General features: G+C 61.6%; 13 protein-coding genes. 1 reads left to right on the top strand and 12 read right to left on the bottom strand.

From position 1 onward, the window contains the following. Nucleotides 1-54 precede the first annotated feature (54 nt). The 8 genes from ABD819_RS07495 to ABD819_RS07460 all read right to left on the bottom strand — a co-directional run bounded on the left by ABD819_RS07495 (nucleotide 55) and on the right by ABD819_RS07460 (nucleotide 7158). A complete protein-coding gene (locus ABD819_RS07495) occupies nucleotides 55-570 on the bottom strand; it encodes a gamma carbonic anhydrase family protein (protein WP_345122660.1) in 516 nt (171 codons plus the stop codon). 164 nt (nucleotides 571-734) lie between these two features. After that, the gene (locus tag ABD819_RS07490) at nucleotides 735-1721 is read right to left on the bottom strand and encodes a radical SAM protein (protein ID WP_345122657.1); all 987 of its coding nucleotides are present in this window, start codon (nucleotides 1719-1721) and stop codon (nucleotides 735-737) included. A 126-nt stretch (nucleotides 1722-1847) separates the two neighbouring features. After that, a complete protein-coding gene (locus tag ABD819_RS07485) occupies nucleotides 1848-2621 on the bottom strand; it encodes an endonuclease III domain-containing protein (RefSeq protein WP_345122655.1) in 774 nt (257 codons plus the stop codon). 139 nt (nucleotides 2622-2760) lie between these two features. Next, nucleotides 2761-3480 (bottom strand): YiaD family glycine zipper/OmpA-like lipoprotein, encoded by a 720-nt coding sequence (locus tag ABD819_RS07480; protein WP_345122653.1) that lies wholly within the window; start codon nucleotides 3478-3480, stop codon nucleotides 2761-2763. 221 nt (nucleotides 3481-3701) lie between these two features. Further along, on the bottom strand, nucleotides 3702-3983 hold the full coding sequence (locus tag ABD819_RS07475) for a YMGG-like glycine zipper-containing protein (protein ID WP_345122651.1): 282 nt from the start codon (nucleotides 3981-3983) through the stop codon (nucleotides 3702-3704). 190 nt (nucleotides 3984-4173) lie between these two features. Continuing rightward, nucleotides 4174-4920, bottom strand: a complete 747-nt coding sequence (locus ABD819_RS07470; RefSeq protein ID WP_345122649.1) for a YiaD family glycine zipper/OmpA-like lipoprotein — start codon at nucleotides 4918-4920, stop codon at nucleotides 4174-4176. A 115-nt stretch (nucleotides 4921-5035) separates the two neighbouring features. Then, a complete protein-coding gene (accD, locus tag ABD819_RS07465) occupies nucleotides 5036-5938 on the bottom strand; it encodes an acetyl-CoA carboxylase, carboxyltransferase subunit beta (protein WP_345122647.1) in 903 nt (300 codons plus the stop codon). 173 nt (nucleotides 5939-6111) lie between these two features. After that, nucleotides 6112-7158: a class I fructose-bisphosphate aldolase gene (locus ABD819_RS07460; RefSeq protein WP_345122645.1), complete on the bottom strand. Its 1047-nt coding sequence runs from the start codon at nucleotides 7156-7158 to the stop codon at nucleotides 6112-6114. Nucleotides 7159-7348: 190 nt separating this feature from the next. Between ABD819_RS07460 and ABD819_RS07455 the strand changes: the two genes are divergently transcribed. Continuing rightward, complete coding sequence (locus ABD819_RS07455; RefSeq protein WP_345122643.1) at nucleotides 7349-8356, top strand: OmpA family protein; 1008 nt, start codon at nucleotides 7349-7351, stop codon at nucleotides 8354-8356. 437 nt (nucleotides 8357-8793) lie between these two features. Here ABD819_RS07455 and ABD819_RS07450 read toward each other — a convergent pair whose 3' ends face one another. The 4 genes from ABD819_RS07450 to ABD819_RS07435 form a co-directional block, all read right to left on the bottom strand. Further along, the gene (locus ABD819_RS07450) at nucleotides 8794-11703 is read right to left on the bottom strand and encodes a TonB-dependent receptor (RefSeq protein ID WP_345122641.1); all 2910 of its coding nucleotides are present in this window, start codon (nucleotides 11701-11703) and stop codon (nucleotides 8794-8796) included. A gap of 526 nt (nucleotides 11704-12229) precedes the next feature. Then, nucleotides 12230-12826 carry a hypothetical protein gene (locus ABD819_RS07445; protein WP_345122639.1) on the bottom strand — a complete coding sequence of 199 codons (597 nt, stop codon included), beginning with the start codon at nucleotides 12824-12826 and terminating at the stop codon, nucleotides 12230-12232. 26 nt (nucleotides 12827-12852) lie between these two features. Beyond that, nucleotides 12853-13683 carry a metallophosphoesterase family protein gene (locus ABD819_RS07440; protein ID WP_345122637.1) on the bottom strand — a complete coding sequence of 277 codons (831 nt, stop codon included), beginning with the start codon at nucleotides 13681-13683 and terminating at the stop codon, nucleotides 12853-12855. 89 nt (nucleotides 13684-13772) lie between these two features. Continuing rightward, nucleotides 13773-13973: a maleylpyruvate isomerase N-terminal domain-containing protein gene (locus tag ABD819_RS07435; RefSeq protein ID WP_345122635.1), complete on the bottom strand. Its 201-nt coding sequence runs from the start codon at nucleotides 13971-13973 to the stop codon at nucleotides 13773-13775. Nucleotides 13974-13999: the final 26 nt, after the last annotated feature.

The following is a 13999-nucleotide window of genomic DNA, read 5'->3' as shown; positions in this document are numbered from 1 at the left end:
TTGAGAGTTAAAAGTTAAAAACCCCATCTGAATCGTCAGACGGGGTTTTAACTTTTAACTCTGCAGCCAGCTGGCGTAAGTCTGATAATTGGCGGCCGTGCGCTTCAGCCCTTCGCGCTGCTCCGCCGTCACGGGCTTAATCTTTCTGGCGGGCACCCCGGCATATAAAAAGCCCGGCTCGCACACGAAATTTTCCAGCACTACGGCTCCGGCCGCGATGATGCAGCCCGTGCCCACCACGGCGTGGTCCATTACAATGGACCCCATACCAATGAGCACATCATCTTCCACCGTGCAGCCGTGTACCAGCGCCCGGTGCCCAATGCTGACGCGGCTACCGATGCTCAGCGGGGCTTTTTGGTAGGTGCAGTGCAACACCGCGCCGTCCTGAATATTGGTTTCGTCGCCGATGCGAATGCTGTGCACATCGCCGCGAATGACAGCCGTGAACCAGACGGTGCATTTGGAACCCAGTACCACGTCGCCTACGATGGTGGCGTTATCGGCAATGAAGCAGTCGGCGGGAATAATGGGCGAGATGCCGTGAACGGGGAGAATGAGGGCGGGCATTTGCAGTGAGCAGTGAGCAGTGAGCGGTGAGCAGTGAGCAGTGAGCAGTGAGCAGTGAGCAAAAGAACGTCATGCCGAGCGCAGCCGAGGCATCTCGCTCGGGAAAGTGACTCAATCATCCAACGATTCACGCGAGATGCCTCGGCTGCGCTCGGCATGACGTTCTACGCCACCCCAATCAGCCGCTTCCACGTCCCCTTTTCCCAGTTGTACTTGAGCGTGCTGGGCAGCGCCTGCCAGAAATACTTGCTGGTTTCGACCGCGAAGCTGGGCTGCATGTAGCAGTTGATGGTGCAGCCTTCGCAGGCGGGCAGGCGGCCTTCCAGCGCTGCCAGGCGTTGGGTTTCGGGCGCGTTGTAAAGGTCGAAGAGCTTGCCTTCGATGGGAAATTTCTGCTCGCCGAGGTGGTAGCAGGGCAGCACCAGCTCGTTGCTGGGCGAGATGACCAGCGTGGTGCTGGCGGCCCGGCACACGGGCGCGGCAATATGGTTGCCGCCATCGCGCCGCAGCTCGATGAAGGCTTCGTTCAAATACACGCCCTTGCGCTTGCCAAAGGCGGAGAGGTAGTCCAGCTCTTCGGGCGTGAGCTGCTCGCCGGTTTCCACATCGCCGTACTCAAAGGCGGGATTGAGAATGAGGACGAGGCCGTTGGGCTGGGTGATATCGCGGTACACGGCCTCCAAATCCGCCAGGTTTTTGCGGAACACGGTGAAGAGAATATCGGGCCGCTCGCCCAGCTCTTTGGCCACGCGAATGCTTTCGAGCACGAAATCGTAGCAGGCCACGCCCCGCCCCAGGTCGTGGGTATCGCGGTCGGCCGAGTCGAGCGAAAAGTGCAGCATATCGACCTTGCCGCGCAGCTTTTCGGCATTTTTGGGGTAGAGCAGGCCGTTGGTCGTGACGGTGGTGATAAAGCCCATGTCGCGGGCCAGCCCCAGAAATTCGGGCAGCTGGCGGTGCAGCAGCGGCTCGCCGCCGGTGAAATCAATCACCGAAACGCCCAGGCGCTTGAGGTCGCGCAGGTTGCTGGCCACGTCCTCCGGCGTGATGTAGGGCGAGGGCTTCTCCCAGATATCGCAAAACGCGCACTTCGCATTGCAGCGGTACGTGACGTAGTAATTGCAGAGGACGGGGTGCTTGACGAGGCGCATGGCGTAAAGGTACAGTCACCCAAACGTCATGCTGAGCTTGCCGAAGCATCTTTACCGCAATAGTAACTGATTGCTTGCGCGGTAGAGATGCTTCGGCAAGCTCAGCATGACGTTCGGGTGACTATTCTAATGCGGCAGCTTTCCCCAAGCGGTAGGGTCCCACTTAGCCGGCGTGGCGGCCAAGGCTTCGGCCGTGACCTCACCGAAATGCTCTTCATAGTAGCTGCAAAACCCTTTCAGCGGGCAGCGGGCACAGTTCGGCTTCAGGAAAAAGCAGATTTGCTGCCCGTGCCAGTAGTTGTGTTTGTGGAAGTTGAACAGCGTTTCGGCATCGGGCGGCAGTAGCGCCAGCAGCACGCTGTGCGCCTTCTCCACTGACACCTTCGGCCCCAGAAAGCCCACGCGCTGCGCCACCCGGTGCACATGAGTATCGACGGGCAAGACGGGCTTGTGATAATTGAAAAGCAGCAGCAAAGAAGCCGTTTTGAGCCCGATGCCGGGCATATCCGTCAGCCAGGCCATGCCTGTTGAAGTTGGCCAGTCGGCCAGAAAATCCAGGTCAAACGGCCCGCCGGTCTCCGCCTGAATGCGCCGCAGGATTTCCTGAATGCGCGGGGCCTGGGTATCGGGCCAGCGCGTGGTCCGGATGGCGTGGGCCAGCTCCGGCGTAGGGGCGGCCAGCACGCCGGGCCAGTCGCCGAAAGCTGCCAGCATCCGGTCGTAGGCCAGCTCCTCGTCGGCGTGGGTGGTGCGGTGCGAGAGGACCGTCGAAATCAGCTCGCGCATGGGCGGGCGGCGCGGTTCGGGCGGCAGATGGCCGTAAAAGTGGTCGAGAATCTGGTGGTCGGCCCAGGCTTTTTCGGCAGCGGCCGTGGCGTAGGTAACGTCGGGTGCGGGCATGGCCGGTTGTACCGGCTGGCGCGGAGCAAGGTTGCCCGAAATACATTACCCAACTGACCTGACACAAAAAAACCGACGACCACAATGGGTCGCCGGCTTTTCAATGAACTGTTGCCGCTTGGCGCGGGAGCACTAATTATTACAATTGGCCGCGTTTAGCAGCCTTCTGCATCTTCTCGTTGGCGAAGATGGCTACTTCCACGCGGCGGTTGGCAGCTTTGCCGGATGCCGAGGTGTTGTCAGCCACGGGCTGGGTCGAGCCGTAGCCCGTAGACGTGATACGGCCGGAATCCACGCCCTGGGCCTGAATTTCGTTGGCCACCGCCTGAGCGCGACGCTCCGAGAGGGGCTGGTTGATAGCATCCGAGCCGGAGCTGTCGGTATGGCCTTCAATCACTACGTTGGTGTCGGCGTATTTTTTCACCGTAGCAGCCAGCTGGTCGATGTTGCCGGCGGCTTCCGAGGTCAGGCTCGACGAGTTGGTGCCGAACAGGATGCCCGAAGCGAAGGTGATTTTGATGCCTTCGCCCACGCGCTCTACTTTGGCGCCTTCCAGGTCGCGGCGCAATTCAGCGGCCTGCTTATCCATCCGGCGGCCGATGAGGGCTCCACCCGCGCCGCCTACCACGGCTCCGATGATGGCCCCTTTAGCGGTGCCCGACTTGCCGCCAATCAGGCGGCCAGCCACGCCACCGGCCACTGCGCCACCCAGACCGCCAATCAGGCCGCCTTTAAGGGTTTTGCTCATGGTGCCTTTAGGCCGGCCAGTTGAAACGGTAGAAGTCTGGGCCTGGGCGAAGGTATTCACCAACAGCAGCAGGGCCAGCAGGAAAGTTAGGGACGAACGAAAGATTTTCATGTTTGAAAAAGGGTTTTTGATAAAAAATGCCTGCGAAAAGCTGCTGTATATGCAACTGGCCGGCAAGTACGCCATTTGCAACCACCTTGCCAAACTATTTGGGCTCAACATGCTTCCCTGCCCGGCCAAACCTGGCTGGTGCCGGCCAGGAGCCAAAAAAACGGCCCTGCCGTGAAGGCAAGGCCGTTTAGGTAGACTGGCGCCTTTGGCAAGGGACCAGCTTACTTTTTCCTGTTCCGGTACGCGTTGTAGCGGGCGGGGTCTTTTTTCCTGTCTTTGTTGCGGCCAATCAGGCCCCCGCCGATAACGCCCGCCGCGCCGCCGATAATGGCCCCCTTGCCGCCGCCAATTACGGCCCCGGTCACGGCTCCGGCACCGCCGCCGATGGCGGCTCCTTTAGCCTTGTTGCTCCACCCCTTCTTAGGCGTCTGAGCCTGGACACCGGCCCCGGCCAGCATGAAGAACATTAACAGAAAGGCGAATACTGCGCTGGAAAATTTCATGATGCGATACAGTTAGAATGAACAGAAGCAATAACTGGTTTTCAACGCAGGCACAACAACCAGGGTTGCTGAATAAATTCATAATTCCACCCGAATCAGCTCATATTCAGGCAGTAGCAAGCATGAAAAAAGGCCGCCCTCGCAGGCGGCCTCTTTATACCCGAGGCCTGATTGGCCCTGGTCTGAATGCTTACAGCGTGCCTTTCTCAGCCGCCTTCTTCATTTTCTCATTAGCGTAGATGGCGATTTCCACGCGACGGTTGGCCTGCTTGCCTTCCATCGTACTATTGTCGCCAATGGGCTGGGTCGAGCCGTAGCCCTGGGTGGTAATGCGGCTCGACGACACGCCTTTGGAGATGGTTTCGCTGGCCACGGCCTGGGCCCGGCGCTCCGAAAGCGGCTGGTTGATGGCATCCGAGCCCGACGCGTCGGTGTGGCCTTCTACCAACACGTTGGTATCGGGGTACTTTTGCAGCACGGCAGCCATCTTGTCGATTTCACTCATCGAAGCGTAACGCAAAGTTGACGAATTGGTATCGAACAGGATGCCCGAGTCGAAGGTGATTTTGATGCCTTCGCCCACGCGCTCTACTTTGGCGTTCTGCATATCTTTCTGAAGGTCAGCGGCCTGCTTATCCATTTTACGGCCGATAATGGCACCCGTGGTACCGCCAGCGGCAGCACCTACAATAGCGCCGATGGCCGTGCCTTTGCCGCCGCCTAGCAGGCCGCCAACTACGCCACCGATTACGGCTCCGCCACCAGCGCCCAACAGGCCGCCTTTAGCAGTTTTGCTCATGCCGGTTTTGCGGGCACCGGTACCGTTATTAGTCGAGAGGTCGGGCTGAGTGGAGCCGGCTTGCTGCGAAGTGGCGCAGGAGCTGAACAGCAGCACGAAGGCCATCAGCACAGAAAGAAGGGATTTGGAGGTATTCATGTAAAAAAGTGTTTGGTGATGGTATTTGGGGCCTTGTACGGAAAAAACCCGCTCCGGTATAAGAAGCGGGTTTTCAATAAGTGTGCCGAAAGCCAAAAACTGCCCTTACAGCCTGCTAATGCACTTTTGTAGAAGTTCGGCGGGCTTCGCTGGGCCCGGCAGCCGCCACCGGGGCGGGCTTCAGCATGCCCAGCAGGTCGGCCAGGCGCTGCTTCAGCTCGCGGCGGTCCACGATAAAGTCGAGGAAGCCGTGCTCCAGCACGAATTCGGCGCTCTGAAAGCCCTTGGGCAAGTCCTTACCGATGGTTTCCTTGATAACGCGGGGGCCGGCAAAGCCGATGAGCGCGCCGGGCTCGGCAATATTAAAATCACCCAGCATGGCAAACGAGGCCGTGACGCCGCCCGTGGTGGGGTCAGTGAGCAGGCTCACGTAGGGCACGCCGGCTTCGGAGAGCAGCGCCAGCTTGGCCGAGGTTTTGGCCATCTGCATCAGCGAGTAGCCGGCTTCCATCATGCGGGCCCCGCCGGAGCGCGAAATCATGAGGAACGGGGCGCGGGTTTGCCGGGCGTGGTCGATGGCGCGGGCAATTTTTTCGCCCACCACCGAGCCCATCGAGCCGCCGATGAACTTGAAATCCATGGCCGCTACTACCAGCGGCTGGCCGGCACTCAGGCCGTAGCCGGTGCGCACGGCATCTTTCAGGCCGGTGTTGCGCTCGGTAGTCGCTACGCGCTGCGGGTAGGCTTTGGTGTCGACAAAGTGCAGTGGGTCGCCGGAAGTCAGGTCGGCATCCAGCTCCGTGAATTCGCCCTTATCGAACAAAAACTCGAAGTAGTCGGCCGCGTCGATGCGGTCGTGGTGGTTGCAGTTGCCGCACACGTGGAGCAGGCGCTTGTGCTCGGCCATGGTGGCCACTGTTTTGCACTCGGGGCACTTGTGCCAGAGACCGTCGGGCGTTTCTTTTTTCTGGTCGGTGGGGGTGACGATGCCCTTTTCTACGCGCTTGAACCAGGCCATATTTCTTGTAAACTAGGAGCTTTTGGCGGGTAGCCAGCAGCTTTTATATGAGGGGGAGAAGCCGCAAGCGTCGGGCTTGCCAGGGCTGAGTAAAACCGGGCGTCAAAGATAAGTCATAAGTTAAGCTATAAGTAACGCTGTCGTGCGCTGACCTGCGGGCCGCGACTTCGGCCTTACGCTAACGTAATCCGGCTATCCAGGTACACGTCCTGAATGGCGTTGAGCAGCTCCACGCCCTCGGCAAAGGGCCGCTGAAAGGCCTTGCGGCCCGAAATCAGCCCCTGCCCGCCGGCCCGCTTGTTGATGATGGCCGTTTTGATGGCGGCTTCCAAATCCCCGGCCCCGAGGCTTTCGCCACCCGAGTTGATGAGGCCGATGCGGCCGGCGTAGCAGTTCAGCACCTGGTAGCGGGTGAGGTCGATGGGGTGGTCGGTACTGAGCTGGTCGTACATGGCCGAGAAGGTTTTGCCGAATTTCAGGGCCGGGAAGCCGCCGTTATTTTCGGGTAGCTTCTGCTTGATGATATCGGCCCCCATAGTCACGCCCAGGTGGTTGGCCTGGCCGGTGAGGTCGGCGGCCACATGGAAATCCTTGTCAGTGGTTTTGAAGGAGTTATTGCGGATGTAGCACCAGAGCACGGTGGCCATGCCCAGGGCGTGGGCTTCTTCGAAAGCGGCCGTGATTTCGGCAATCTGCCGTGTACTTTCGGCCGAGCCAAAGTACACGGTGGCCCCCACGGCGGTAGCGCCCATGTCCCAGGCCTGCCGCACCGAGCCGAACAGAATCTGGTCGAATTTATTGGGGTAGGTCATCAGCTCGTTGTGATTGATTTTGACCAGGAACGGGATTTTGTGGGCGTATTTGCGGGCCACCGCGCCGAACGTACCGAAGGTGGTGGCTACGGCGTTGCAGCCTCCTTCCACGGCCAGGCGCAGGATGTTTTCGGGGTCGAAGTACATTGGGTTCGGCCCAAACGAGGCTCCGGCGGTGTGCTCGATGCCCTGGTCGACGGGCAGGATGCTGAGGTAGCCGGTGCCGCTCAGCCGCCCGTGGTTGTAGATGGCCCCCAGGCTGCGCAGCACCTGCGGCGTGCGGCTGCCGGGCACAAAGCAGCGGTCCAGAAAGTCGGGGCCGGGGGCGTGAATCAGCTCCCGGCCCACGCGGGCCTGGTAAGTGAGCAACGCTTCGTTTTCGGGGCTGAGGACGAGGGTGGAGGCCATTAGAAAAGAGGGAATTAGGGTGGAATTCAGGACGTAAAATCCTGCGTGGGGAGGCCGGCAAATATAGGTCGAATTTTGGAGGCCGAAGGTGATTTTGGCGCATTGGCGGCGCGCCAGGCGCTACCTTGCCGGGCCAACGCGGCCGGGCAGTCCGGCACGCCGACGGCATGCCATTGCGCCTCCCCCATCCGTGAAAAGCTTCTCTCCTGCCCTGTTAGCCCTCTCGCTGCTGACCGCCCCGGCCCTCAATAGCTGCGTGACGGCCAAGAAATACGACGACCTCAGCGCCCGCCAGAAGGCCGATGCCGAAGGCAAGGCCGCCGTGGAGCGCCAGTACCGCGGGGCCACCGCCGAGCTGCAAAAAGCCTCCGACGAGCTGGCCCAGCTCCGCCTCACCCAAAAGCGCCTCGTGACCGACTCGGCCGAAACCGGCTCGGCCTACCGCAAAACCCGCAGCCTCTACAACGAGCTGAACAACAGCTACGATAAGCTACTCAAGAACAGCGACCGGGAGCTGGCCAACAAGTCCTCGGACTATAACAAGGTGGCCAAAGACCTGGCCCGCCGGGAGGCCGAGCTGGGCGAGCTGGAAACCACGCTCCAAAAAAGCAAAGCTGCCAACGACCGCCTCGCCGCCGACCTCCAAACCCGCGAAGTGCGCCTCACCGAGCTCACCAAAGCCCTGGCCGACAAGGACCAGGCCGTGGCCGACCTGAAGGCCCGCGTGAGCAAGGCCCTGCTCAGCTTCAACAGCAGCGACCTTCAGGTGAAGCTGAAGGATGGTAAGGTGTACGTGTCGCTTTCCGAGCAACTATTGTTCAAATCGGGCTCGACGAAAGTGGACCCCAAGGGCCAGGAGGCGCTGAAAACGCTGGCCACGGTGCTGCAAGAGCAGAAAGACGTGAACGTAGTGGTGGAAGGCCACACCGACAACGTGCCTATCCGGTCGGGCACGGCTGGTATGACCGACAACTGGGACCTGAGCGCCCTGCGGGCCACCGAAATCGCCCGCCTGCTCACCACGGCGGGGGTTTCGCCAGCGCGCGTCACGGCCTCGGGCCGCGGCCAGTACGTGCCGGTAGCCGCCAACGACTCGCCCCAGAACAAGGCCATGAACCGCCGCACGGAAATCATCCTGACCCCAAAACTCAACGAGCTGTTTCAGATTCTGGACAGCAACTCGGCCGGCGGGAAGTAACTGGCCCACCAACGCGCTGGCAAGCTGGCCGGAGTTTAAGCGCAGCGACAACTCCGCGCCCGGCAGTAGCGCGAGTTGCGGGCTGGCCGGAGTTTAAGCGTAGCAACAACTCCGCGCCCGGCAGTAACGCGAGTTTGCAACTCGCCCGTGTGGCGGGCCGTTCGTTCAGCAGGCGAGTTGCAAACTCGCACAACTGGCGGCGCGGAGTTGTCGCTATGCTTAAACTCCGGCCAGCGGATAACAACAACTCGCCCATGTGGCGGGCCGTTCGTTCAGCAGGCGAGTTGCAAACTCGCACAACTGGCGGCGCGGAGTTGTCGCTACGCTTAAACTCCGGCCAGCGGCTTCGGCCAGCGGATATGACCACCAGTATTGACACCAAAACGCCCCCGGCAACCATGCCGGGGGCGTTTTGGTGTTGAAAGAAACCGGCCGTACTACAGCGTGTAGTTCAGGCGGGCGAAATAGAACGCGCCGTTGAAACCGAATTGGTTGGGGTTGTAGAGGGTACGGCCCCGGTTGGTGTTGTCGAGGTTGGAGGCGTAAGCGGTGTTGTCGCCGTTGGTGGCGGGGCTATTGCTGGGGTCCACGCTGAAATTGGTGGCGCTGTTGCGGGCGGCTACGCGGTATTTGTCGGGGTAGACGTTGAACAGGTTATTGGCCCCGATGGCGATGCCCAGCGGTTTGAGGAGCTGAAAATTGACGGTAGCATCGGTCACCCACTTGGCTCCGAAGGTCTGGTCAATGTCCGAGAACCGGACGGGGTTGGTCACGGCGATGGCGGTGACCACGCCGGCCGAATTTCTTACCTCGGCCGTGGGCGCGGGGTCGAGGCGGGCATCGAAGAAGCGCACTTCGCCGAAGCGCACGGTGCGGAGCTGGAGGCCGAACTTGCCGACGGTGTAGCCCGCGCTGAGCACGATTTTGCTGTTGGGCTGGGCGCTTTCGAGGCGGCCGCGCTGCTGCCGGTCAAAGAAGGTATTGCGCAGGCCCTCATCGGCCACGAGGGTGCTGGGCACGTTTACGCTCGTGACGGTGGTTTCGGTGAAGTTGGCCGCGGCCGTCAGCGTCAGGCTGCCTTTGGCTCCGAGGGCGAGGCGCTCGTTGAGGACCACGTCGAGGCCGCGGGTGCGGGTGTCCACGGCGTTGGCGAAGAACTGCACGATGCCGGCCCCGTTGCTGGCGCGGGTGAGGCCGGCGTTGGTGAGGATGGTTTCGACGGTGGCATTGGTGAAGCGGTTGAACTGGGTCGAAAGCACGATGCGGTCTTTCAGGTCAATCTGGTAGGCATCGACGGTGAAGGTGAGGCTGGGGGCAATGCGCCCGGCCAGACCTACGCTGTAGTTGATGGACGTTTCCTGCTTGAGCGAGCCCACGCCGAAGGCCGCCACAATCGGGTTTTCGTTGCTGGCGGTGAGCACGGTTTGAGGCACACCCTGCACAAACTGGGTGCTGGTGCTGGTGAAGTAGCGCTGCTGCAACGAGGGGGCGCGGAAGCCGTTGCTGATGGCCCCGCGCACGGCCAGGTTGTCGAGGATGCTGAAGCGGGCCGAGGCCTTGCCGCTGATGTTGCTGCCGAAGTCGGAGTAGTTTTCGGCGCGGCCGGCCAGGCCCACGAGCAGGCGCGTGCCGATGTCACTTTCCAAATCGAGGTAGCCCGCCACGTTGGTGCGCGAGCGGTCGAGGGCATCGGTGGGCTGGTAGCCCGGAAACACCTGCGCCCCGGCGGCGGCCAGACCCGTGCTGGTAGGGCCAGTGTTTACGCGGCGGCTGGTGCCGCTGCCGGGCAGGCCCAGCGCGTACGAGTTGGGTTCGCCAGCGGCAATCTGAAAGTTATCGGACCGGAACTCGCCCCCGAAGGCCACGTTGAGCGAGGTCAGCGGCCCCACGTCGGTGAGCTTGCGAACGAAGCCCAGGGTGGTCGAGTTCTGGCGGGCAAACAGCTGGCCACCGTAGAAATTGCGCTGCCCATAACCGGCCGGCAAGCTGGCGTTGAGCGAGTTGGTGACGCGGTAGTCGAGGCTGTTGAGGCCGTAGGTGTTGGCCAAATCGAAGTCGAACCCGGCCACCTTGCCGCGCACCCCGGCGATGAGCGAACGGTCGTTGATGGTGGGCTCGATGAAGGGCAGGAAGCCGTTGGGGTACATCAGGCTGTCGTTTTGGGCGCTGTAGCGGCCGGGCAGGCGGGCAAAGCCGGCAGCCTTGCCCTCGCGCCGCGTGAGGCCGCCGGCCAGGTAGGCTTCGAAGCCCGGGGCCAAATCGAAGCCGCCGTTGAGGAAGAAGCCGTAGTTGCGCGAGTCGGAGTTGCCGAAGCGCAGGTTGCGGCGGTCGTAGCCATTGGCGGCGGCGCGGGCATCGTCGCGGGCCTTCAGGGCCTGGCGCAGGGCCGGGGTGTTGGCCGTGCCGGGATAATTGCCGCCGTTGTCGCCGAAGTAGAGCAGCGGGGCCGTGTCCTCGCCGCTGCGGTTAGTGTAGCCGCGGTTCACGTACTGGCCGCTGAAGTTGATGAAGCCGCGCCCGCCCAGGCCAAAGCCCACATTGGCATCGGCCTGAAACACGCTGCCGTCGCTCTCCACGGTCTGGCCGGCGGTGGTGCTCACGTTTACGCCGGTGGTATCGTCTTTAAGCTGAATGTTAATCACACCCGCAATGGCATCGGAGCCGTATTGGGCGGCCGCCCCGTCGCGCAGCACCTCGATGCGCTTGATGGCAGCGGCCGGAATAACGTTGAGGTCGGTACCCACCGAGCCGCGGCCCACGGTGCCGTTCACGTTCACGAGCGAGGAGGCGTGGCGGCGCTTGCCGTTCACGAGCACCAGTACCTGGTCGGGGCCGAGGCCGCGCAGGCTGGCCGGGTCAATGTGGTCGGTGCCGTCGGAGATGGTTTGGCGGGCCGATTGAAACGAGGGGGCCACGAAGCTGAGCACCTGGGCCACGTCGGTTTGGGCGAAGGCCCTGATTTCGCGGGCCGAAATCACGTCGACCGGAGCCGTGGTGAGGATGTTGGACCGGCCTTCGCTGGCGCGCGAGCCGGTCACCACCACCTCGTTCAGGTCCTGCGCGGCGGCCAGGAGGCGCACGTCGAGGCTGGTACGGCCATTGAGCGGAATCAGCTGGGTGGCAAAGCCAATGGCCTGCACCGTGATGGTCGCGTTGGGGTTGACGGAGAGCGTGAACTCGCCGTTGCTGCCGGAGCTGGTGCCATTGCTGGTGCCGCGTTCCAGCACCGTGGAGCCGGGCAGAGCCTCGCCCGCCGCGCCCAGCACGCGGCCGGTGACGGTTATTTTCTGGGCCTGGGCCGCCAGCCCAACCAAAATGAATACGAAGAGGAGTAAGACGTTTTTCATGCAAAGAAGGGTTAGTGAGAAATAGAAGAGGATGACAGAAAAGTGTGCCGGCTACCGCAAACCGCGGGCGGCAACGGCCCGCCGGGCGGCAAACAGGCGCAGCGGCGTTGGTGCGGAAACGGCCGGAATGTACAAACGATTTGACCTACCCGGCCGGCTATTGCCTTCAATAACAGCAACAACTACTGCCAACCTGTTGGCAACAACGCAAAAAGCAGGTGGCAAACAGACGAACAGGCCGAGGCACCGAGTAGACAAGCATACAAATGCCGCCACGAAATGTTAAAGTCTGACCTGTCGTTATTTAGGCATCGGGCGGCCCGCGCCTCACACTATTCATCCCCACCGGTGCGAATGCAGGGCACCCCGCGCTACTTCAACGCGCCGGCCGGGCGCGGGCAGCTGCAGTGGAACATCAGCGCCGGTTTCGGCCCGCAATCAGACGCAGAGCCGGCCGGAATATCTGACAAATGCCCCGAAGCATTGCTCCGGGGCATTCGATGCGTCAGGGCAACTTCGCGGGCCGCTAAAAATCAGCCTTCACGCCCAGCGCCAGGGTCAGGAGCTGGCCGAAACCCAGTCCGCCTTTGCGATTATTGAGGTAGCTGGCCAAATACAAGTCATTGCTGCCCAGCTCATAATACACCGATATTTTGCGCGGCTGGCCAGTGGCCGCAACGGGCGGGGCCAGAAACGTGACGCGGCTACCCAGCAGCGGCCCGTAGCGGGTATCCGTCGAAAACCAGTAGTATTCACTCGAATACTGGCCCTTCAGCTCGTCGTTGAGCGTGCCGTGGGTGTAGCTGAAATAGGCGCCCACCGTGAGCGGCAGCACCTGAATTTTCTCGCCAATCGGCAGGCGAAAGGGCGAATACATGAACTTCAGCGAGGCCAGGCTCAGCGTGGAGCCGGCGTAGCGCTTGGGCACGTAGCCGATGAGAATGTCGGCTTCGAGGCGGTTTTTACTGAACTCGTAGCCGGCTCCGGCGGCCACCATGCCCAGGCCGCCGCCGGTTTGCAGGGCCAGGTGGCTGGGGCGGTACCAGGGCCGCTCGGGGCGCGGGGCAGCAGTGGCGGTTGTGTCGGGCGGCGTGGCGGCATGGGAGCCTCCGGCAGCCAACAAAAGGGCGGATAGCAAGAGTGTTTTCATTAGAACGCTACCCGTTTGATACGAAACTGACGGTTGCCCCACACGGTAACCACCATGTAGCGGCGCTCCGAAAAAGCGTCGGAATTAATATAAGTCACCCCGTCATTGTAGGGCTGCGTAACGCTGGAGGAATGGTTGTGGCCGTTCATTTGGAACACCAGATTGGGGGCTTCGCGCAGGGCCTGCACGTAGGGGGCCCGCAGGGCGGGGTCAAAGTCATCGTTGGTGGGTGGCACGTGGGAGATAACCACTTGGCGGCGGGCACCATCGAGATTGGTGAGCTGGGGCTTTAGCCAGCCCATGTTGGGGGCCGAGCCGTCGAAATTGTACTCGCGGCCGTTGGTATCGAGCAGCGTAAACTTGGTGTCGCCGTACACAAAAGAATAGTCCAGCGCGCCGTAGATGTGCTGGTAGGCCTCGCGGCCATTGCCCACCAAATCGTGGTTGCCGATGACCGTGACGTAGGGCATGTACAGGCGGCGCAGCTTCTCATCCACCCAGCGCATTTCGCGGGCCAGGCCGAAGTCGGAAATATCGCCGGCCACCACCATAAATGCCACGCCCGGCTGCTGGTTCACGCTGGTTACCAAGTCCTCCACCTCGTCGTAGAACTGCTGTGAGTCGCCGGTAAAAACGAAACGCAGCGTATCGCCGGCGGGCAACGGGCGGGCCGCCAGCCTGGCCAGATTCTTCGCGGTGAGGTTGGTGAATTCTTCGGGAACGCGGTGGTCGTTGGGGCTGAATTCGAGCAGGTCGCAGCCCGTCAGGCCCAGTAGCGCCGCCAACGGAGCCGTCCGGCCCCAGCTGCGCAAAGTAGCTAATGATAACATGTGAATTTGACCAGTTTGATGCTGGCTACTTGAACAGAATTATTCCTTAAAACGGCTTTTTGAATATTGGGTTGAGCATTAATCCTTTTTTACTGCACGACAGTAATTTCCAGGCATCGGCGGGGTGCAGGGTGACTTTGGCGGTGGGAGGCCATGTCCTTCATCGTCCACTGGCGGGCCAGGGTGGGGCGCTGCCAGTCGGCGGGCGTTGGGCTCCGCAGCAGCTCCAGCAGCAGGCGGTCGAGCTCGGCGAAGAGCGGCAGGGTTTCGATGGGAATGGCTTGGGCCATAAACGGAGGGATTGGCGACGGAAGCG

The sequence above is a fragment of the Hymenobacter antarcticus genome, assembly GCF_039539545.1.
Taxonomy (GTDB): Bacteria; Bacteroidota; Bacteroidia; order Cytophagales; family Hymenobacteraceae; genus Hymenobacter; species Hymenobacter antarcticus.
This window is presented reverse-complemented; position numbering and strand designations above follow the sequence as displayed.